The organism is Collinsella sp. CLA-ER-H3 (assembly GCF_040092425.1).
Classification (GTDB): Bacteria; Actinomycetota; Coriobacteriia; order Coriobacteriales; family Coriobacteriaceae; genus Collinsella.
In genome coordinates this window covers 1-21,089 of the sequence record NZ_JBBNLP010000015.1, presented here as the reverse complement: position 1 = coordinate 21,089, position 21,089 = coordinate 1, and the positions used below count along the sequence as shown (strand labels likewise).

Below are 21,089 nucleotides of genomic sequence, written 5' to 3'. Positions count from 1 at the left end.
AAAGGTAGGGCTCCATATCCAGATGGCTGACGCGATTCACGCTACTTGGAGCGGGTAAAGTAACACGCGCTATCTTACCCGTTAAATCCTTATTTCATTGATTAGGGTTGATTTGTCTAATCTAACCTTATCAGTTTTATTTGCTATAGACACTAGCTTCCAGCCCTGCGCGGAGGCTCCGCTTGCCGTGAAGATGCGCACGTTTGTGTCGTCCGAAGTGGAGACCCATTTCGCGTTGAGGGCCAGGCTGGGGTTGCCCGCTGAATCTATCGCGTATCGCCGTCCTCGCGCGCCTCTATTACCCATCTCTGGGCGGCGGTGCCGTTCCTGGAAAACTGCTGGACGTTAGCCCCCGAGGAGAAGTTGGCGCTCTTCACGTCGAGTGCTAGGCCGGTCCCGGAGCAAACGATCTTGTACGTGCCGAACCTGCTGTCATAGGTGAGTCTGAAGCGCCCAGCTCCGGACCCGTTGCGCTTCCAGAGCTGGGCGTTCACTCCGTTCTCCGGCGAACAGCCCGAGATGTCTAGCATCGTCATGCTCGACCCGGCTTTTTCTATCTCGTACTCGCCGTCGGGGACGATTTGTTCCGGTTTTGCTGCCTCACCTTGGTATGTGCTTTTGAAGTCATACTTTGCGGTCCACTTGTTGCTTGATGTCATGGTGACGTTGGAAGCGGCGGTGAGATAGGACTTGGTGTCGCCTGCCTTCCACTCGCGTTGATTCATGGCGCAGACGATAATGCCGTTCTGGATGCCGCTGATGCTGGGCGGGAAGGACTGGTTGTCGGCATCGATAGAGAAGCCCTCATCGCGAACGTCAAGGTGTTTCTGAATTCGTTCGACATACCTGCGGCCCACTCATCAGCCTTACCATTACGTATAAAGTAGTTATCTTTAAGACTGGTAGAACGTGTAGCGTAGCTGTCGGCGGTATAAATATTTTCATGCCCCGGATGCGCGATTGCCATGAGCTCGTCGGTGAGGCAGCAGTACAAATGACGCTGATCTAAATCGCCGTAGAAGTTATCGGACGTATCGTACCAGGTGCAGTCAACCTGATACCATTCGTCATCTAGCTTAACCGCATTCCACGTATGCCCATCATAGGTATCGCGGGTTTCGGCGCATTCTATACCTGCAGCGGAAAGAAGTTTCGCATACGCTGATTCATAGGCTTGACACGTCCCAAGCCCCCTCGTAAGAGCGCTTTCTGCCGAGGACCACTTGAGCGAATTGTCGTATTCAAGTTGATCGAGAAGCCAGTCATGAAGATAGAGAGCCATTTCGAATTCAGTACCATTTGTCTTTTGCTTGGCTTGTGACACCGCCTCACCAACAATGCTCGCAACGCTGGGATACGCATCATCTGCAACCTGGATATATGTGTTAGTGCGCAAATAGTAAACACCCGATGCCTTATCCATGAGGTAAAAGCGGAAGTTATATGATCCGGTAGCCGTCGTCGTGAACGTAAAGTCGTGACTAACGCACGTGTTGGTGTACTTTGTCCACTCTCCGCGGCTTGGGTCGGCGACCGACTCGTAGGCATACTCATTGGGGTTGGAGTAAGAGGGCGCATCCATGCGGAAAAGATAGCTGCCACTGCCACCGGTTGCGCTTACATGGAAGGTCATTGGCTGTCCAAGTACCGGATCGTTCCATTCGACGGTAAGGGTGACACTGCCGCTGGTGGCGCTATCGCTGTGCTGAAATCCATTTATTGCGACCTTTGTGGCTTGTTCCGAATCAGGCGAAATGTCGGAGGCTAGGGAAACCTGAGGTTCCGCCTGATGTGAAATTGGATTAGCGAGATCGGAATCATTTTTGATGGACTCATTGCCGATCTCGCTTGTATCGATGTCGCCTGTCATGCTGCCGCCCGAATTGTCCGCTGCGCCAGTATCAAACTGCTCCAAGGTGTTTACTTGACGCCATCCTTCTTCCGCTACAACCCTTACAGGTATTGCTGCGCTTAGCATGGACGCGCAAAGAACTGCGCAGAGCGAGCGGTAAAAGACTCGTTTCATAGCAGTGCCTCTCGATAAGGTGGGCGCCAGGGCCCGGAGGCGGCGCCAGGCCAACACTCCGTGTATGTGTAAGTGGGGTTATTTTACGGTAACACCAGTCAACAACTGCGAACTTTTTGGACAAAGTTGGGGAGGGGAGGGGGAGGTACGTGGACAGTTTGGCACTGATTGATTTTTCGTAATCATGTCTATAATTTTTGATGAACAGTGATATGGACTCATTGTTATAGCTAGGAGCCAAACATGGAAGCACCCGCCGTTCTCTATCATTATGCAAGCCTAGATACGCTGGCCTTGATTCTGCATAATCGAACTATCAGGTTCAGCCGGTTAGATAAGGTTGATGACCCACAAGAACAGCGTTCAGCACACTCTCAAAATCTTGGAAAAATGAAGCTCGTCAGTTGTTGGACCTCTTCTGATGAGGAGAGCATCCCCATGTGGCGCGAGTATGCTGGAGCTGAATGTGGAGTAAGAATCCAGATGAAGAGCCATCCGTTTAAGCGCTACTCTGTGTCTACCGAGAGCCTAAGTAAGCTATCTAGTGACGCAGTTTTGAATACTCCTGGTGACAAGTTTGATGGACTTCAATTGCCGCTCGAAGACTTTTGGGATAAAAAATATCATTTTAAAGAAATGGCCCGAAGCGTTGAGATGCTTCATGAAGTCCAGTATACGAACGATAAGTCGCTTCTGTTTCCAAAGTTGATCCGTAACTGCGAAAACGGCTGGATAGAAGCCGATTTAAACACACTTGGGATTCACAAAGCTACTGCCTGGTCATACCAAAACGAATGGCGATATGTTTTGACGGCAGTTCCTGTGGGCATCGCCTCTGTAATCAAGGGTGATGTTGAAGCAGTTAAGAGGGCCACTGAGGTCATACTTGATAGATGCGATCCCGAAATTCCTTCCTTTTACGATTTGATTATCTCAGACGAAGCATTTTCTTCGATGAAGATCGTCGCTTCCCCAAAGATGACGCCGGGGAACCGATTAATTTTGGATGCGTTGGTGCAGAAATACGCACCGGGCATTGAGGTTACAGAGAGCGCGATTGAGCTTTCTTAATTAGACGGTAACGTGAAGCCGGAAGTCCCCATGTGTTGCCCCTGCGACTTCATAGTGGGGAAGATGATGCTCTTCTATTCCAAAGTACAAAAGGTCAGATCGTACCCTCAGATTGCTCTAGAAGTACTTAGCGATAGTGATTATCGGCAATATGGGAGGGGCCTATGAGCAGCTGCTGATGCATCTCCTCCTATTAAAACTGTTAGCGCCGGGCGATTTTTGCCGGTACCATTCTTCGATTTGTCTGGCACTTTACTTTATGCATTAATGGCTAAAATTAGTTAATCAGTTGCAATTAAACAGGGTGTTCGCAATATTTGCCTACCTTATGTTTCATCGTCAATTTCATTTATGAATCGGAGATTGATCATAGATGCCAAATTATGTTTTTTACTATGACGAAAGCCAGCATAGCCGTTTGCTAAATTTCAAGACAGTCATTGCCGATGAATTTTACGATGGATTTGTGGTTGCAATTGTCGGATGGGACGAACGGCGTGAGCGAGATCTGGCCGCCAAATACTCCGTGTTTGAGAATAAGTATCTCTCTCCAAACGCTAAAGAGTTAAAGAGTACTGTTCTTAAAAAGAGCCAGTTTAAATATGGGTTTAAAACTTTATCCCAGAACAACGCACGTTTGATAAGCGATTTCCTCGACTTGTTTGATGAGGATATATACGTCTATTGCGCCTTTTCAAGCAAGGCTGAATGGCTTATTGATAAGCTATTCAGCCAATATCAAAACAGTCCACGGTTTAACGCCGATTCGCTAAAGTACTCTCTTGCAAAGCTCTTAGTTCAATATAGGCCAACTAAAGTAGTTGAGTCTTTATACCGATCTACTGATGATCTGATTACTGCCCTGCGGGTTTTTCTTCGAAATAGAATTGAGTTAGACAAAACGAATCTCGAGCTGAAGCATACTGAAATAGCCCAATGTCAGCTGATTTTGAAAGTTTTTGATTGCGTGGAGCCGCTGGAGAATTATGAGTGGGAATACTATTCGCCTCTGTCTGGATTTGCGCTATATCTGAGCGAGCATAATGAAGTCGATAGCTATACGCTTACTATTGATCGTGAAGAAAATACTAGGGCCGCTGCAGAGCGGCTGGGTTTTGACGGGGTGTGTCAAGCTGACTCGACAGAGTGTTTCGGCATTAGAATGTCCGATATGCTTGTTGGGATTGTGGCAAAACTCATGAAAGCCATCCGTAATGAGCAAACCTATCAATCGCAAGAAGATGGGCTCCAAAAGAAACTCTTTGATAACGAGTGGTTCAACCTAAATGACGAGCGACTCGCGTTATATAAAAAGTTACGACGGGTCCTGATTCAGTATGATCAGTGTTGGTATAAGTTTTATGCCAGCGGCTACTCAGATGATCTTGTGGTTTTGCTTTCGCTTCTTAATTACCTTAGCAGTTTTGAAAATGCTTCTCAGCTACGTGAGGTGGGTGAGAATAATACTGAACACTTTAACAGCTTATGCTGTGAAAGTCTTTCGGAGCATTTTCACGTAATGAATGATGATCCTATTTGGGTGAGCAATTCGAGCGATTCTAGTAACTTGTTTCGCCCTCGTCTCAGAATCACAGGTCAGCCAAGAACCTATACAGTGCAGGGTGTCATGTTTGCCGAGGACGGCGCTCCAATGGCTGTAATATCTGACAACGGACATGAAACTGCCTGTCTGCTACCCGCTTCTCTAGCTAAATGGGCTAAGGATGTGCTTTCTTGTGCTGCTCTCACTGATTCATTTTTCCCAGCGAAAGTGGCCTTTCAATATTACGAGGGTCAATTTAGAGCCGATTTCCTTTTGTAGGGTATTGGTTTGAAGCGCGGAAGATTAATTTGAGCTTGAGGATCAGCTTCTAAGCAGCCGCCACGCTGTACCAACTTTCGACGCGATCATGAGGTAAAAGCCTCGTACTCCTTTTACATCCAATTCAATTCATCCGATTTCAACGGCTTTTGATTGAATTGCTTTGAATAACAGTATTCTGAACATTACAGGTAAAGAAAAACATCGCATTTAAGGAGGGTAAAATGTCAGTCGACTCCTTCTCCGTGAATCCATTTGTTGGGTTTGGCTGCGCCGGCTACCGTTCTTTCAGTGGTGCTGAACCCGCTCGAATAGGGCCTTTTGATAAAGTCCAGGTTATTTCCGGTCAGAATAATTGTGGGAAATCCGCACTCGTTGATTACTTCATCAAGGTTGTTGGGGCGATTAGCGGGCGCGGCGATATTCCACGAGAAGACAACCCGTTAACTAGAGTCGATATTCCTTTGAATCTAAAGTCCCATAACGAGCTTTTTCCTGCAACTATCTCTTTTTGCGTCAATATCCATTCCCTCGAAGAGACGCTAATGTCAAATGTGCGAACGCCGCGACAGCGAGAATATGCTGAATCGTTGCTCAGGCTATTTAATAACGCTCCCTACATTTCTGATGATGGAAAAGCCGCATGGCTTGATTTTTCTCTTGGGTGGGGACAACTCTCTTTTGGTTATGATGCGTCCTTGCGCGCGCATTTTTCTCAATACCAAGCTTCGAGCCTGACAATCTGCAATCTAACCAATGCATCTCTTGCATGTTGTGACAGTACCGGGAATGATGAACTGAACTACAGCAATATCGTGTGTGCGGCGATGCCGTGGGCTTTGCTCCCGAACTTTCTTAAGGTTGGAGCAATAAGGTCTATCAAAGACGCGGAATTATCGAATCGGTTTAGCTCTATCAACAGTGGCGTAGGCCTTCCGGCTGCCTTATTGAAACTGTACAACCCGGAACGGAAAGACTTCGATGAATCAAAGCGCCGCTGGAACAAACTTCAGGATTTCGTTCGCGAAATTATGAACGACCGGAGCGCAGCGATTCTTGTATCCCATGACAGCCATGAAATCGCTGTGAAGACCGCTGACACAGATTACCTCCCGCTCGAATCGCTCGGCACTGGTCTGACGGAGTTAATTATTCTTGCCGCAGTCGTCGCTTGCAACACCGACAAAATCATATGCATCGAAGAGCCGGAGATCCACCTTCACCCTGCTCTTCAAGCGAGGTTTATCAAATACCTTCTTTCAGATGAGGCCAACCGTTTTATTGTGACGACGCATTCACCTACCATCATTAACTCTTCAGGAGTTCAGGTGGCACATGTGAGCAAAAATAATGGAATGTCTGAATGTCATCAACTTAACGATATGGTCCTAGCACGTGATTTGTTGGACGATCTGGGAGCGCGTGCTTCGGATATACTCCAATCAAATTATGTTATATGGGTAGAGGGCCCGTCTGATCGCACTTATGTCAACTATTGGATTGGCAAATGGGCGGAAGAGAAATCGGTACATCTTGTCGAGGGCATTCATTACAGCGTCATGCTGTATGGCGGTAAGCTCCTTAATGCACTCGATGCCAGCCCCGATGGCTCCAATGAAAAACTAATATCTCTCTTTCGAATCAACACTCATTTCTGCATTTTGATGGATTCCGACAAGAAGAGTAAGAATACTCGGCTAGGTAAGACGAAAACACGAGTCATTGAGGAATGCAAGCAAAGTGGTGCCATGCATTGGATAACGTGGGGCTCAACCATAGAGAACTACGTACCAGCGGATGTTTTGGCGACGTCTATAAAAACCGCCCACCCAAGCAAGAGGTGGAACCATGATCTCGGCGAGCGTTTTACATGCCCTTTAAATTTCAAGTTCGAAGGAACACGCTCCTTAACGCCCAACAAAATCGCAATTGCCAAATTGGCCTGCGAATCTGGATTCAATCCTTTGGGTGATTGCTCCAGGCAGGTCTCAAGGCTCTGTCGCGCAATTTGTGACACGAATGGAATTAACTATTAGAGGATTTAGTGCGTAGCGCAAGAAGCGTTTATTTATATTCGCCTTCGTATTCAGCACGAGGAACTATGTACGGGCGATTGAGTCAGCCGGCTTTTCCTTTCACCGACTGGCAAAACGATTTACGCCTAATTGTGGACATCGTCCACGCGATTTCTCTTTGCCCCCTCATCGATCTCGCTAAACTAATAGTCGCTGCCACCAGGGCATTTTCTGGTGCACATTCTATTGGCTCCTGCGAAGATCGGAGCGGGTATGTTTGCCGCCGAGTCCTACACCAGCCGTCATTACATTGCGATTGTTGCCATGGCCTGCCTATGCGTTTTGCTGGGCGGGCCCTCTTATGCCGCGGGCGCGGAGAGCCTCATCATCGCGGGCGCGACGTACTACGAGCCGGGCGTGTCGGGCCCCGGCTGGGCTTGGACCGATGCCGACCACCTGGAGCTTAACGGCTACGCGGGCGAGGCCATCAGCGCCGAGGGCGACCTGGTGCTAACGCTTGCCGGGCAAAACTCCGTGACGGAGTCGCATGCGCCCGATGCGGACATCACGCTGTGCGGCATGGAGGTGTGGGGCAACCTGACGCTTCGCGGTACCGGGACCCTGACGGCGACGGGCTCGCAGTGCGGGATCCACGTCTCTCAGGCGCTCGCGGTGGACGGCTGCACCGTCGATGCCCGGGCAGACGGGGCCGATATCACGGACGAGGCGGTCGCCGGCGTGATCGCAGGCGACATGGCCGTGCGCGGCGGCGGACGCGTCATTGCCGCGGGCGCCGGGTCCGGAGCGGGCGTGCGCGCCTACGGCGTGTATCTGCAGGATGCGGGCCTTGGCGATGGTGCGGCCGGCTGTCGTCTTTCCGTCGACGCCTCGTGGCTTGATGCGACCGGCGCCGACGGCGGCGTTGCGTGCACGGGCGGCTCGCTTGTGTCTGCGCGATTTGTAACGCCTGCTAGCGGGACCTTTGGTACTAGTGGCGTGGTGGATGCTGCCGGGACCGTGGCAACGCACGTGGTGGTTGAGCCCGATGTGGCCACGCCGCCGGCGGGGGAAACCGACAGGGGCGAGGTGACTGGCGATAGCGCGGAAAAGTCTCCCACCGGTGCTAACCCCACTGCCGGAGAGCCCACCACAGGACCCACGGCAAATCCCTCGCTGAAACCCGCGGCCGCGACAACCAAGACAAACATAACGACCAAGACGACGGTAACCAAGACCACGGTCTCTACGTCCTCCAAGCCTAAAGCCACCAGAGTGACCGCAGCGACACTCCCCAAGACCGCCGACAACAACTGGATCGCCGCCTCTTTATCGTTATTCCTGCTGGGATTGGCACTTTTTGGTGCCGCATATCGCTGCTGAGGTGCCAATTTATCAGAAGTATGCGGTGATCGATTTCTCATCTATTTGCTAATCACCGATTATCGCTAATCGATGACCTTACAACTGGCAGCATGCCGTCGCATCACCAAGAAGATCATCTCTCAGCATTTGCGGTGCACATGTCGGCTATAAGTTCAATTCGCGACATTGATAGCGCCCTATGACAAACAAGAAAGATTTCTCCTCTCCATTCATAATCATCTTCAAGGACAACATCGTCTGAAAGCCTATTCTGGACGGAAATCCGAGGTAAACACGTGAGCACAAAAACTCAGATTGCAACATAGATGAAATCTGGAGGCTGCTGTTTCTACCTGATAGGTAACAAGAGGGCTCATTGCACAGACGACGCCGTGGAAGGCGCGCCAACATCATGCTTGCCCCATTACGGATTAATGATGCGCAGTTCGGCCTTTGCGCAAAATTAAAGACTGGTAAAATGACCCCTATAGCCGGTTCGAATTAGCGTTTGCGCATCGCAATCGGAAGTGCTTTGTTTGCACATTATATTCTGCTACGTGTCTATCAGGTACGACTCTACGGAGGAACCGGCTATTAACTTTAAGGATAATCTGATGCTCAACGAACTTCAGTCGAAAGGCGATCTGGCTGGGTTTCTTGGCCTGACCTTGGAAAAGCTTGATTTCTTTGTATATCCAACTTCCATGTATGACCTATATAGAAATAGGTTGGTTCCAAAAAGAAACGGTGGCTATCGAGAACTGTTAATCCCAAGGTCTGATTTAAAAAGGGCTCAAAGAATCATCGCCTCTGAGCTTGAAAAAGGCTATAAGCCATTGCCTTGTGTCCATGGTTTTATCAAAGGACGGTCGATAAAAACAAATGCTGAAAATCACATTGGCTCACAAGTAATTGTTGGCCTGGATATTAAGGACTTCTTTCCTTCTATCTCGTCAAGACGAGTGTACGGGCTTCTTGTTTCCAAGAAGTTAGGTCTAACCCCTGAAGTTGCATTCTGTATTTCAAGGATTGTTGCGACACCGAAAGGACTCCCTCAAGGCGCTCCCTCATCTCCTATTATTTCGAACATGATTTGCCTCGGTATGGATAAACAGCTAATGCACTTATCACGAGAATATCGATACCAATACTCTCGATATGCCGATGATCTTACGTTCTCATTTAATAGTTCTTACTTCTTTTATCGAAATTTTTATTCAGGTGGAAAGCTCAGGTTGCCCAATAAGCTACGAAACGCAATCACTAGCTTCCATGGAACCGAATCGTTTGAGCTCAACGAGGATAAATCGTTTTACAGTTGCAGTTTTTCAAGACAACTGGTCACGGGCGTTGTCTGCAATCAAAAGACAAATATAAAACGCGAGCAATATCGGCGACTCCGCTCAACGCTCCATCGACTAAGCAATGGCGACATTGAAGGCGCGATGGGCTGCTATTACGGTAAAACCATCGCCAAACTTACTGATGCAGAAAGAGGGATGTTTGAAGCGTCTCTTCGCGGAAGTCTTGATTTTTACAAGTCTCTGATTAAGGACCCCTGGACATCAGGACCACTTATGCGTTTAGGCAGCCTGTACAATAAAACGAAACCAGAAGACACACCTGTTTTCCCAGTTGCACTTCAGCAAGACTCGCTTCTATATCTAGAAGGAGAGGATGACAAGCAAAACTCATTTGAGGGTCTCGGGTTTTATTTGGCTGGCTACGGTCTTGTTACGGCCTGGCATGTGATATGCGATGCCGTTTCCCGTGATAAAAATAGCAGGGAAATTAAATTATTCAGCTCAGATAAGACGCCGCTTGCAATTTTTAGGTTTGGAAATGAGGTGGTTCAGGATAATAAACGCGATGCCGCAATATTACAAGATGTTCCTCCTGCGATCTTAAGGAACATTCCCCTTCTTCCATCAAATATGGATTTGCTTACCAAGGGCGACAGGATTTCTGCTTACCAACACCATTTTTCCGAATCTAGATTCAGCTTTGAGCTACACAGCGGAGATTTGCTCAGGGTCGGGGAACCAAGTGAAGAGGGCACACTTTGTTATACGAATTGCTCATTTCGCCATGGAATGAGTGGTGGCCCGGTGTTTAATGGTTTGGGTCAGGTCGTCGGCATAGTACATACTGTAACTGAGCATGGAACACTTGGCTCATTTCTCCCCTTAAAGGATTGTATCCGCTCAACTGATGTGTATGGAGAATGGCAACTCTTCTAACTAGGTTGCCAAGCACTCTAGCCCCGAAACTCTCATCGCGGAAGGCTCGAAACAAGGTGTCTGCCGCTTTTACCTAAACGGCAACGACAGGGAAGGCCATAAGAGGATACTGAGTTATATGCTGGATAACGGGCTAGTCAGGAAGACAAAGAGCGGCGAGCTGTATAACATTTCGTTCGAGTACGACTCTGAGACCTATTCAGGAAAGTACAAGGGGAACGGCTTCTCAGGAAAGATAAAGCTCGCGGACTTCGTAGACCTTGAGACGGGAGAGTTTATTTAAGGGTGCGTGCCGAATAGAGAAGTTGAACTTACTTCCCCTATGTCCCCTTTGGGGACAGCCGCCAGTGCAATACCTCAGTGCTATACTCGTTGTCCTAAGGAAGTGGTTCATATGTACTTGAGCGATACTAAGATTCAAGAGCTTATCGACAACAAGGTGCTGCTCAATGCCGATGCTTCGAACATCGGCCAGGTTACGTATGACTTGCGCACCGACGGATTCTACATTAATGAAAGCAAGCAGTTCGAGGTCGAGCTTGGCCCCGGAGACTCGACTTTTGTCTCTTGCGTTGAATGTGTCGCGCTACCCAATAATCTGACTGCTAGCGTACTTCTGCGCAATTCGCGCATTCGCCAGGGGCTTTCTTTGGATGCACCGCTGTATTTCCCCGGTCATGGAACTAGGCTGTTCTATCGTGTTACAAACGTAAGCGGCAGCACCATTACCCTCGATAAGTCTAAGGGCATCGCGCAGGTCGCATTCCAGCACGTCGAAGGCACGGTTGCCCATCCCTACCATGGAGCCTTTTCCGATGAGCTTAACTTTAATGGGCTCGCCGACTATTCCGACGTCTATGCCGGAGAGCTCAAAAAGGTTGAAGACGAAAAGAAAGAAGTTGCCAATATCGAATCTCGTATTTACGGTAATGTGCTGGCACTCTTTGCCATCTTCGCCGCGATCTTTACGCTCGTGAACGTTAATGCCGGAGGGATCTCTTCCGATATTTCGACCGTCCGTTTCGTTGCGCTTGACCTGCTGATTATCGGCGGATTTCTGGTCCTTGCGTCTGCAATCGAGGCTTTTCTTGTTAAGGACAAAGAGAAAAAGGCACAACTTCCGCTCGGGATAGGTGTCGCGTGCATTGTCGTTGCTGTTGTCCTTGCATTGCTCTAAGTACTTAGAGGATTAGGGGAAAGCAATATAGGTTCTGAGACGGGGTGCCCCGGCGTTGGCCGCGGCACCCCTGTTTGTTGATCGGTCTTCCATTTTTCAAATTACATGGCCGCCATAGCAGCCCCAAGACATCTGCTATTTAAAAAAGCATGTCGCGAAAGCGTAAAACCGGGGTCTGGTCGACAGATCTCGGTTTTCCCGCACTTCGCTCGGATCCGCGACCTCGTATTCGGAAGCCGCTCCCGCGACGAGCTCGTCAAAGAGCTAAGGCGCAATTGCGATGTGCGTGCCGGCGACCCGTCGCGCGTATAGAATCTAAGCATCCGCACAACAGCAATGAAATTGATTGGACACCACATGGAGATCCCCAGCACCCTGTGCAGCAATGTGTACGACTTCGCGTTTTGCCCCGAGCCCTGCTACGACCGCCTGGTCGACCTCGCCGACCCCGAGGACTGGGGTCCCGGCAACCGCATCCTCAAAAACTACCTGTCGTTTTCGTTTAGCCGCGCGGTGTTCCTGACCGAGCGTGACTTGGACCAGACCGGGCCGTCCAACCTGCCGCTGGTGTTCGACAATGACCGCTGCCTGTTCAATACCGGCCTGTACACGCGTCGCTACGAGACCATCTACGGCCTGTTTGAGCCCAACACCAAGCCCGACGCGCGCCAGCGCTGGTTTTTGACTACCGACTGCCCATCCGCTCCAACATCGACCACATTCTGGGCGACGAGGAGAACCTTACGCGCATCCCCGCCAGCCTGATGGGGGAGGACAACTCGTTGCTGCTGCGTCGCGCCTTTGAGGGCGCCGTCGTCGAAGCCGCCCGCCGCGCCGCCGCCAACTACACGTTCGCCGTGCCGCAGTTCTACGGCGGCCGGATCCAGCTGCTCTTGCCGCTGTGCCTGACCGGCGACAAGCCCGAGCTAGCGCTGACCATCCAGCGCGAGGACGGTTTCTACGCCGCGCGCACCTGCCTCACGCTCGACATGGCCTACAACAACGCGCGACTCATCTGCCGCCCTGAGACTTCGTGGATCAAGCGATAAAGGGCTGTTGAACTGGTGGTTTATCGCGTACCCTGATTGCGGTTGCGCGGTTTGCTCCCACGAATTTAAAATCGAGGGTAAAAAGTTCTTGGTAAACCGCGCGTGGCTATGTTAGTATCTCTTTTGCCGAAAGGCGACGGGCGATTGGCTCAGGGGTAGAGCATATCCTTCACACGGATGGGGTCACAAGTTCGAATCTTGTATCGCCCACCATCTAAAGCAAAGGTCAGAGGTGTTACGCCTCTGACCTTTTTCTATTTGACACCATGGGTGACACCAAAAGTGACACCAAATTTTCGATTTTTATTAGCATGGGGTCCTATTTTTTATTGAACGCAAACCCTTCATAGTTCCTACATATTGAATATAATTTTCGTTCGTTGACCAACTATAGAGTGACGTCGTCGAACATTTTGAAAATAGTTCACGCGCTCTTTCAACGAATTCTTTGCATGATTCATACGCAATTGTGGAGAAAAAGACCACTGGCTCACAGCTTGTACCAGCACATTCACGCCTCGTGACAGCCTTTCAACACATCCCATCCATTTTTTGGTCAGCGTTTGGTCAGCTTCCGGTACTTACCCGCATGATGCCCCAGTAGATAATCGTCCACGACCACAACCGCATGGCCTACGGCCGATACCAGGGGAGGCGCAAATGGACGAAATCGTCTGCGCAAACACTGCATTCCGCTATTGGCGCTGCCCACCGCAGGTGCGCAATCTCTACCCGCGCCTGCCCAACTCCGAAGACGGCTGGCGAGCTCTATCCCAAGCCCCTTTTGTAACCGAAGTCCTCAAGACCCCGATTATCGCTGTTGCTTCGCCAGGTTGTTCTAATCACCGCTCGGGATTGCGCTCTACTATTCGCTGGGAAGGGGCATCGGATGCCGGCACAACAATCGACACTAATTTAGGCTTTAGTGTCACCAATCCGCTTAACACGTTATTTACTATGACACGCTTTGTGTCCCAAATAGATCTCGTACTGGCTATGTACGAACTTTGCGGTTGGTTTTCTGTTTTCGAGCCGGCCCCCGCTGCCGAAATACAGTTAAAATTGGCGATAGAGGAGAATCGCAATTCCAGCACGCAGGATCTGGTCGAACTTGGAGAAGGCGAAGACGAGGTTCCTTGGAAACGAGTTTACGCCCGCGCAACCGTTAAGGACCCAGAAAATGATAGCCAAACGAGCAAGCGTGAAGATGGAAGAGAGGTTACGAAACTCAAAGGTACTTCTCTTTGGATGAGAAAGCCGCTCATCGAACTGAGCGACCTGCATCGTTTCGCCGACAAGGTCAAAAGTCAAATGTGGGGAAAGCAGTTTTATGATGCCGCTCAGCAGGTTATCGGCATTGCTGCGTCTCCGCTCGAGGTCGCTGGGGTCCTGCTTCTAAGTCGTTCTCGACGTCTAGGTGGTGCAGGATTCAGATACGTGTACCTCAACGATTTAACCCCTCTATCCATGGCGGCCCAAAGCATCGCAGGCCAAAAGGTCTGCTACGGCGACATCGTGATCGTAAACCCAATCCTAATGAAGGCAGTAATTTTCGAGATCCAAGGTGAGGTCATTCATGGCTCAGGTGCAATACTTGACCACGATGCGGAGCGCATGACTGCGTTGCAGAGCATGGGATTCGATGTATTCCTGGTGACTCACGATATGCTCAACGATTCAAAGCTGATAGACACCATAGTCAGAAGTGTCTGCGACCGTTTAGGGATTCGCTATAAAGCCAAAACTGAGGCAATGAAATCCGCCGAGACGCGACTGCGAGCAAATGTTTTGTGCAACTGGTTAGAAATCGGAAATTAGCCAGCGACAAGGCACTAGAACTACCTAGTTTGCCTGTTAGTGAATTAATGTCATTTCAAAACTATGTCGGATTACGGGGCTGGACCCGGACCGGTCGTCCATGCCCTGCATTTCACGGAATGCACAAGTCGTCTACCTGCGGTTTTGATTTTACCGATTACGGCATGCTCGGGGGTTCCCGGCCCGGCCCCGTAAACCGGCATGGTTTTGAAATCGCCGGGTGGGCGGGAGCGCGATCGGCCCCGGTAACGGGCCTGGCGCCGGCAGGACGGCCGTTGGGCGGATGGCGGCCCGCGCCGCGACTGCGAAATTTTCCAAAATTGTCCTTGCATCGGCGGGGGAGTTCCCGTATAGTACTTCTTTGCACGGGGGCGTAGCTCAGCTGGGAGAGCGCTTGACTGGCAGTCAAGAGGTCAGGGGTTCGATTCCCCTCGTCTCCACCCGAGCATTGAATGAGGCTCCAACGCAAGTTGGGGCCTTTTTTCATATAGGCACACAAGGTCAAAGGCGGCACCATGATCCTCCTGGTCGACAAGATCGTGCGTTGAACGGGCGCCGCGTGCATGGTAGTATTTCACGTCGTGGTTCAAGATGGGTGGCCTGTTCTATTGGCCTCTATTGCACGCGCCATTTTATAAGGGCTCTTGGCGCAACGGTTAGCGCAGGGGACTCATAATCCCTGGGTTCTGGGTTCGAATCCCGGAGGGCCCACCACTATCTACCAGCGGTTTCCCTGATATACAGTCAATCAGGGGAACCGCTTTACTATTGGCTATTCCTTCTAGATTCCACTGGTTTCTTCTGGCTATCCACCACTATCCACCACTGATTTGTGCATAGATATGGGTTCCGTCTGTATCGGAAGACTTAAAATGAGCTTAATGATCGACTGATCGATGCGTTTACTTTCGCCAAAAAGATTGGAAGTGTGATGAACCGATGATGGCAATTATTCGGCAGAGCTGGATGGGCTAAGCGTTCAGACGCGTTATAAGGACATCTGAAAGTCTGGTACTCATCTGTGTACTGAGAAATCGATATGGCGCTCTATACCGCCTCTCATTGCCTCAGGCGTAGTTTGTATTGACTGGTATAGAAACTACTCGCGTTTGGCTTTTGAACATCTTCTAGAAGTCCTTTTTCTCAATAAACGATTCGAGAGTGAAGCCGCCACTCGCCATGTCTGAAGCCATGAATGTGTCGACCTTATCGGCGGCATCAAGGATCGCCTCGACATTTAAGTCGATATAGTGCTGGAAATCCGTCTTAAACTGCGTATGTCCGTGCATGCTTGAAATTGTCGGAGTCGAAACTCCGCTGGCGGCCATGAGCGTCTCTGAGGTATGTCTCAGGTTATTCACGGGAATAAACCTCAGGCCATGCTTCCTCAGCGCGGTTTCCCAATGGCCTCGCAGTGTTTCGCCGGCACATGGAAGAATTCGCCGGTTGCTCCACTGCTCCAGGGCGTGTCGCGTTGCATCTTGTTCGGTTCCAATGAACGCCTCCGGCGCGATGGTCCTCTCCATGGTATCGACATATCCGTTAAAAACGGTGACAGTCCAAATTCCATCGGCAACTTCTTTCAGTTTTGGGTTTGAGCCCAACTTATACTTTGCTGCCGTTTCTGCGGCCAACCGACTTGCAACTGCCTGGGCATCTTTTCGTTTTCCCATGACGGTTTCGATCCTATATTTGGCTTTTCTGGACTTGTGCCAGCTTGTCTTGTGCCTGATGAGCCAGCATCCCTCAACTTGCTCGATTGAGGGCTTCGTGGCCTCGAGAGCTGAAAGAAACCTTTCCGTAAACTCTGGAAGAACCAGAGCATGCCTATTAGACTCTTCTGTTTTGGTGACCTTAAGTCCGTCCTCGTCGGTATAGGCCGCATGGACGTTCAGGAGCACGTACTTTTTTACGCCCTGGGAAGTCGGCATTTTCAATATCTGTACGTCGGCTGGCGTGATTGCAAGGTTCTCTTCTTTGCGAAGGCCCGCACTGCCGACCAGCAGGGTTAGATATGCCATCTCATCGTCAACGAGTGCGTCGGCAGCGTACTTTAATTCCAAGGGTGACCATGGCGCGGGGCGTTTCTGTTTCTTTGCCCTGGCATCGAGTCCCGTTAGATCCATTTTATGGCGTATGAAACCATCCGATTTGGCCCTGTTCAAGATCGCCCTGTACGTCCGCAGCGTGTTTCTCGGGGTCCCAGATTGCTCGATGAGATTTCGGACATTAGTCTCATCTAGATTCAAGAGGACTCGTTCGCCATGATTAGGGGAGATCCATTTTCGGTAGTTTTTGACATATCCGTCGATTGTGCTGTTGGTCTTACCTTCTTTTTCCAGGGCTGGGATAAACCTGCCATAAAAGTATTGATTCAGCGTAATCTCAGGAATGTCGCGTTCGGAAAGGCTGGAATTCAACTCGACATAGAGCATGGATGCGGCTGCTTGGGCATCTCTCATGGTTCCATGAATCGTTACCCTTTTTGTGGCACGCTTTTTACGAGTGCCGGCCTCGACCCTAACCCTAAATATCTCTAAGCCATCGGCGTCGACACCTATTTTCTCAATTACGCCAATTTTGTTTTTAGGCATTATGACTACCTCGTATTGTTTTTCAGTCAGGACAAAGAACTCTTGTGTTGAAAGCTCCGTTAGATTGTTTAGGCGGTCTTGGCTCTACTGTGAGAACTAGCTGAGGCGTTGCTTTTAGCAGTATTTCCAAATCTCTTGTATTTACCAGAACGGTTCATAGTGTCTGCACTATCAGCCAGCTGCTTTCTTCCAGTTGAGCTGAGGGCCATATAGCTTTCCAACAGCTTTCTAAACTGCTGCCTATCTTCTTTATTCATTTCTGAGACTGCGGCGTTGACTATTGAACGCATTTCGGAGTCTTCGAGAAATGAGGGTGAAGAAAGCGATGCTGAGAATTTAGAACCAAGTATTGAATCAACTGAAACAGAGAAATATGTCGAGAGCTGGAGTAAAAGCTCATCCGTGAGACGTCTCGTCCCCTGTTCATACGTTCTGTAAGCAGAGAGCGAAATACCGAGCTCTTCAGCTACTTGTTTTTGGGTCTTTCCACTATTGGAGCGAATGGTTTTCAGATTGTTCGCGGAGCGCATTTCGCGAGTGCCGGCCTCGGTTCTGTCCCTGAAGATCTCTAACGCTTCGGCGTCGACTCCTATTTTCTGAATTTTGCCGAATTTGTTTTTAGGCATAGGTCAATCTTGCCTCCAGCTGCAATTTATTCGTTATGCTGATTGGGCCACGGAGGAGTGAGAATTATCGTTTGAAAAGGCCGGTTCAGAGTCATTTAGCAACAGGTCGTTTTCTAGCAGGCTTTCAATTAGCGAAAGCGCAATGCCTTTCCCGTTGTCATTTAAACGAACCCAAGCAGATCGAAGTCTTTCAAAGGAGTCATCGTTTACTTCCGCTGGTTTTGCCGCGGCTTTTTCCAATTCCGTAAGCGCTATTAAAGATTTTGCAGGGGAAATAGCGTGAAGATCGCGCCAAGATGGGTCGACAAGGTCAGATAACCGCACGTTTAGCGCTTCGCAGATGGCCTCTAAGGTCTCGTTTGACGGAAACCTTCGACCCTGCTCGTATGACTGGTAGGTGACAAGCTCAACGCCAATTCTGCGTGCTGCAACAGTCTGATTGATTTTTAGCTGGTTTCTGGCCTGCTTGAGATTTTGACCAAATAGACGATTGATCTCAATCTCCTGCGGACTCTTTTTTCTAGTCATCCTACCTCCCTTTTTGCAAATGAGATTCTCGGAGGATAATCTCGTCTTGATTCGTGAATCGTGACCCTTTTCGCAGTGCGCTTTTCGCGAGTTCCGACCTCGACTCTGACCCTGAATATCTCTAACCCTTCGGCGTCGACTCCCATTTTCTGAATTTCACCGAATTTGTTTTTAGACATCTGGCCCTCTTTGAATCAAGCTCCAATCTGGAGTTAAAACTATTGTGTTAAGGCTGCTTCTTGTGTTTTTAAGCAATTTCTTTCGCACCTGAAAATTGAGAACGGGCGCCAAAATTTTCAAACTTTCCAGATCGAACCATCGTGTCAGATTCTTCAACAAGCTTTGACTTGCCGCTTTCGTTGAGTCTAGAAAAATTTGAAAGCAATTCATGTAAAAGCGATCTTTCCTCTGGGGTAAGAATCGTTACGATCGCATTGATGAATGACCGTGTTTTTGCATCTTTCTGGAATTGTGGGGATGTTGGGTCTACTTTGTAGGCCGTACCAAGAATCACATCAATGGAGACATTGAAATAGGCAGATAGCTGCACGAGTTTTTCGTCAGAGATTCGCCTGGTCCCATTTTCATATTTACGGTACGTGGACAAGCCATACCCTAAGTCTTCCGCAGCTTTAGGTTGCGAGATGTTCTGACTCTCTCGAATCTGTTTGAGATTATTTTGCACCTGCATCACCCCTCAATATGAGCTTAGGTGGTACAAAATGTTGTCCCATGGTACAAATTGGGTTATAGTATGTATGCGTAGTACAACTAGGGTCATATAAGGAGGGTTTCATGCCGAATTGTATCGGGGCGGAACGAGTGAGGCTTCGCCTTTCGCAAACCGATCTAGGCGACAAGCTCGGTGTCAGCAGAAGCATTATCGTGCGAATCGAACGCGATCCGAAGTCGGCAACCTACGACCAGCTCGAGAGAATGTCGCAGTTGTTCGGGTGCTCCATCCAGTACCTGCTCGGTGAAACCGATGATCGTCTTCCCCAGAAGGACGAGGTTGCATAATGAGCGGCAAAGAGAGGTTGGAGCCGTGGGCGAGTAGCAAATGGCTTTCCAAATCCGCGGCAGCCAAATACATCCATCGCCATGTCGATGCGGTTCAGGAACTCATTGAGTCTGGTGAGATCCCCGCCGTCTACGGCGCTTTCAACCGCGGCGGTTCGCGGACCATCTACATCAACATTGACGACCTCGACGCCTATATGCGCAGGACGCCTTTCATTAAGGAGTCCAGCCATGAGATGCCGTACGAGGAGTACGCCTCTCTGCAGTCCCTGCAAGAGAGCATGTCAAAGCGCATGGCCCGCGACGGCCGTAAGGGGGCCGCATGATGGGTCCCGCATCGTTCCCGAAGACTGTTCAATTTAGGGTGTCAGAAAAAAAGTGCGACTGGGAAATTAAGGAAGAGCCCCAGCCGCACCCGAAACGTGAGACCGTAGAAGAAGGGAGTTCACGGATGTGGAAAGGTGAACGGCGCCAACACGATCTCGACGACATAGGACGGTATCGCGCCCTCGTCGGTCAAGTTGATTCTACCATCGCAGTAGAGGGTCTAAACAATCAAGATCTAGCCGAATACGCGAATTTATGCCGAATGTGGACTGGATTCGCCGAAATTGCAAAGGCGAGGGGCCAGGGCTATAACCGACAGGCGCCTGTGCCCGTTCTCCCCGAGACACCGAAGGCGCTTTTGGCGGCTGGGATTCCCAACCTGCCTATCTGCCACACCGTTCGGCATATCGTACGGGAGACAACGATCTCCAATCGCTCACACAGGCACGGCATCGAGCCATCGCTGCTTGCATCGGTTCCTGAGCTCCTTCAGACTCCGCTAGCCGTCTTCAAGACAGGCGCCGGAAGGGTTGCGGTCGCCTTGGATGCGGCCGATGCCGCGGGTCAGCCCCTTGTTGCCTATTTCGACCTCGCGGTTCCCCTGTCTGTCGGCGGTGGTCAGTTCCGCTCCGGAGAGCTCGTTAACTTCATGCTGTCCGTTTACGGACGCGAGTCCCTGATAAGTGAAATCGAATCCGCGCGGGCGGCAGGGGAGTGCAATGTCTTTAACGAAGAGGCGCTGTTCTCCCTGGCGGTCCAGGCGCTGCAAAGGAGAAAGGCCGCATAGTGTCGAAGATTCTCGAGACAGAGACCGAAGGCTACGGTCCTTCGTTCGCCATACACGGTTTCATGCGCTATTTGGGCCTTAGGCCCGCGCAGCTCGTGGCGTATGCCCTGATCTACTCCTGCACGGTAGATAAGGGTTGCTACGATTTTGGAGCCGCCGTTCTCGCGGACTGGTCCGGCACGAGCGAGCGCACTGCCCGCACGACCATCGCCTCCCTTCTCGAGATGGGCCTTATCGTTGAGCGCGGATCCCATGTCCATGGAATGAATACTGTCGGCAGGTCCCTTGTTGCAGCTGCGGATCCAATTTCCCGCGCCAGGGAGGCTTGGCAGGCGGACCATCCGGACGCCGAACGGGTTGCCCCTCTAGTTTCACCGGAAACTATTTCACGTGAAAATACTTCCTCACCTGAAATATCTTCACGTGAAGATTCTTCCTCACCTGCAAAAGTTTCACGTGACGTTTTTTCACCTGAAGTTTCTTCACCTGAAAAAACTTCCTCACCGGAAACTATTTCACGTGAAAATACTTCCTCACCTGAAATATCTTCACGTGAAGATTCTTCCTCACCTGCAAAAGTTTCACGTGACGTTTTTTCACCTGAAGTTTCTTCACCTGAAAAAACTT

The 21,089-nt window shown here is 50.0% G+C and carries 18 protein-coding genes, 3 tRNA genes and 1 pseudogene; 15 read left to right on the top strand and 7 right to left on the bottom strand.

Annotated features, from left to right (window positions below; translation table 11 throughout):
* Window positions 1-266: 266 nt before the first annotated feature.
* Complete coding sequence (locus tag AAAX32_RS09810) at window positions 267-725, bottom strand: RICIN domain-containing protein (protein WP_349100716.1); 459 nt, start codon at window positions 723-725, stop codon at window positions 267-269.
* Window positions 722-1,915: a transglutaminase domain-containing protein gene (locus AAAX32_RS09805; RefSeq protein WP_349100715.1), complete on the bottom strand. Its 1,194-nt coding sequence runs from the start codon at window positions 1,913-1,915 to the stop codon at window positions 722-724. The genes AAAX32_RS09810 and AAAX32_RS09805 overlap by 4 nt, the downstream gene beginning before the upstream one ends.
* Window positions 1,916-2,269: 354 nt before the next feature.
* Here AAAX32_RS09805 and AAAX32_RS09800 point away from each other — a divergent pair, with 354 nt between their 5' ends.
* The 12 genes and pseudogenes from AAAX32_RS09800 (at window position 2,270) to AAAX32_RS09745 (ending at window position 15,294) form a co-directional block, all read left to right on the top strand.
* A complete protein-coding gene (locus AAAX32_RS09800) occupies window positions 2,270-3,097 on the top strand; it encodes a DUF2971 domain-containing protein (RefSeq protein ID WP_349100714.1) in 828 nt (275 codons plus the stop codon).
* A 373-nt stretch (window positions 3,098-3,470) separates the two neighbouring features.
* Window positions 3,471-4,919 (top strand): hypothetical protein, encoded by a 1,449-nt coding sequence (locus AAAX32_RS09795; protein WP_349100713.1) that lies wholly within the window; start codon window positions 3,471-3,473, stop codon window positions 4,917-4,919.
* A 224-nt stretch (window positions 4,920-5,143) separates the two neighbouring features.
* Window positions 5,144-6,955, top strand: a complete 1,812-nt coding sequence (locus tag AAAX32_RS09790) for an AAA family ATPase (protein ID WP_349100712.1) — start codon at window positions 5,144-5,146, stop codon at window positions 6,953-6,955.
* Between the two features lie 252 nt (window positions 6,956-7,207).
* Window positions 7,208-8,314 (top strand): hypothetical protein, encoded by a 1,107-nt coding sequence (locus AAAX32_RS09785; protein WP_349100710.1) that lies wholly within the window; start codon window positions 7,208-7,210, stop codon window positions 8,312-8,314.
* 596 nt (window positions 8,315-8,910) lie between these two features.
* Complete coding sequence (locus AAAX32_RS09780) at window positions 8,911-10,536, top strand: reverse transcriptase domain-containing protein (protein WP_349100709.1); 1,626 nt, start codon at window positions 8,911-8,913, stop codon at window positions 10,534-10,536.
* Between the two features lie 118 nt (window positions 10,537-10,654).
* Window positions 10,655-10,819: a hypothetical protein gene (locus AAAX32_RS09775; RefSeq protein WP_346981293.1), complete on the top strand. Its 165-nt coding sequence runs from the start codon at window positions 10,655-10,657 to the stop codon at window positions 10,817-10,819.
* Between the two features lie 111 nt (window positions 10,820-10,930).
* Window positions 10,931-11,713: a hypothetical protein gene (locus AAAX32_RS09770; protein WP_349100708.1), complete on the top strand. Its 783-nt coding sequence runs from the start codon at window positions 10,931-10,933 to the stop codon at window positions 11,711-11,713.
* A gap of 336 nt (window positions 11,714-12,049) precedes the next feature.
* Window positions 12,050-12,762: pseudogene (locus AAAX32_RS09765) on the top strand (DUF3825 domain-containing protein).
* Window positions 12,763-12,900: 138 nt separating this feature from the next.
* Window positions 12,901-12,975: transfer RNA gene (locus AAAX32_RS09760), tRNA-Val, on the top strand.
* A gap of 447 nt (window positions 12,976-13,422) precedes the next feature.
* A complete protein-coding gene (locus tag AAAX32_RS09755; protein ID WP_349100707.1) occupies window positions 13,423-14,580 on the top strand; it encodes a hypothetical protein in 1,158 nt (385 codons plus the stop codon).
* A 367-nt stretch (window positions 14,581-14,947) separates the two neighbouring features.
* Window positions 14,948-15,020, top strand: a tRNA-Ala gene (locus AAAX32_RS09750).
* A 198-nt stretch (window positions 15,021-15,218) separates the two neighbouring features.
* Window positions 15,219-15,294, top strand: a tRNA-Ile gene (locus AAAX32_RS09745).
* Between the two features lie 413 nt (window positions 15,295-15,707).
* Here the strand turns inward: AAAX32_RS09745 and AAAX32_RS09740 are convergent.
* From AAAX32_RS09740 to AAAX32_RS09725, 4 genes are all read right to left on the bottom strand, one after another.
* Window positions 15,708-17,174, bottom strand: coding sequence for a hypothetical protein (locus tag AAAX32_RS09740; protein ID WP_349100706.1), 1,467 nt, complete (start codon window positions 17,172-17,174; stop codon window positions 15,708-15,710).
* A gap of 68 nt (window positions 17,175-17,242) precedes the next feature.
* Window positions 17,243-17,800, bottom strand: coding sequence for a helix-turn-helix transcriptional regulator (locus tag AAAX32_RS09735; RefSeq protein WP_349100705.1), 558 nt, complete (start codon window positions 17,798-17,800; stop codon window positions 17,243-17,245).
* Window positions 17,801-17,833: 33 nt separating this feature from the next.
* Entirely contained in the window at window positions 17,834-18,328 is a 495-nt protein-coding gene (locus tag AAAX32_RS09730; RefSeq protein WP_349100704.1) for a helix-turn-helix transcriptional regulator, read from the bottom strand.
* Between the two features lie 247 nt (window positions 18,329-18,575).
* Window positions 18,576-19,013: a helix-turn-helix transcriptional regulator gene (locus AAAX32_RS09725; protein ID WP_349100703.1), complete on the bottom strand. Its 438-nt coding sequence runs from the start codon at window positions 19,011-19,013 to the stop codon at window positions 18,576-18,578.
* Between the two features lie 110 nt (window positions 19,014-19,123).
* On the opposite strand from AAAX32_RS09725, the gene AAAX32_RS09720 reads away from it, so the two are divergent.
* Genes AAAX32_RS09720 through AAAX32_RS09710 form a run of 3 tightly spaced genes read left to right on the top strand, consistent with a single transcriptional unit; the run spans window position 19,124 to window position 20,462 of the window.
* A complete protein-coding gene (locus AAAX32_RS09720) occupies window positions 19,124-19,348 on the top strand; it encodes a helix-turn-helix transcriptional regulator (protein WP_349100702.1) in 225 nt (74 codons plus the stop codon).
* On the top strand, window positions 19,348-19,674 hold the full coding sequence (locus AAAX32_RS09715) for a helix-turn-helix domain-containing protein (RefSeq protein WP_349100701.1): 327 nt from the start codon (window positions 19,348-19,350) through the stop codon (window positions 19,672-19,674). The genes AAAX32_RS09720 and AAAX32_RS09715 overlap by 1 nt, the downstream gene beginning before the upstream one ends.
* Window positions 19,671-20,462: a hypothetical protein gene (locus AAAX32_RS09710; RefSeq protein ID WP_349100700.1), complete on the top strand. Its 792-nt coding sequence runs from the start codon at window positions 19,671-19,673 to the stop codon at window positions 20,460-20,462. The genes AAAX32_RS09715 and AAAX32_RS09710 overlap by 4 nt, the downstream gene beginning before the upstream one ends.
* A gap of 139 nt (window positions 20,463-20,601) precedes the next feature.
* Here AAAX32_RS09710 and AAAX32_RS09705 read toward each other — a convergent pair.
* Window positions 20,602-21,089 (bottom strand): hypothetical protein (locus AAAX32_RS09705; protein WP_349100698.1); only part of this gene is annotated, 488 nt, incomplete at its 5' end.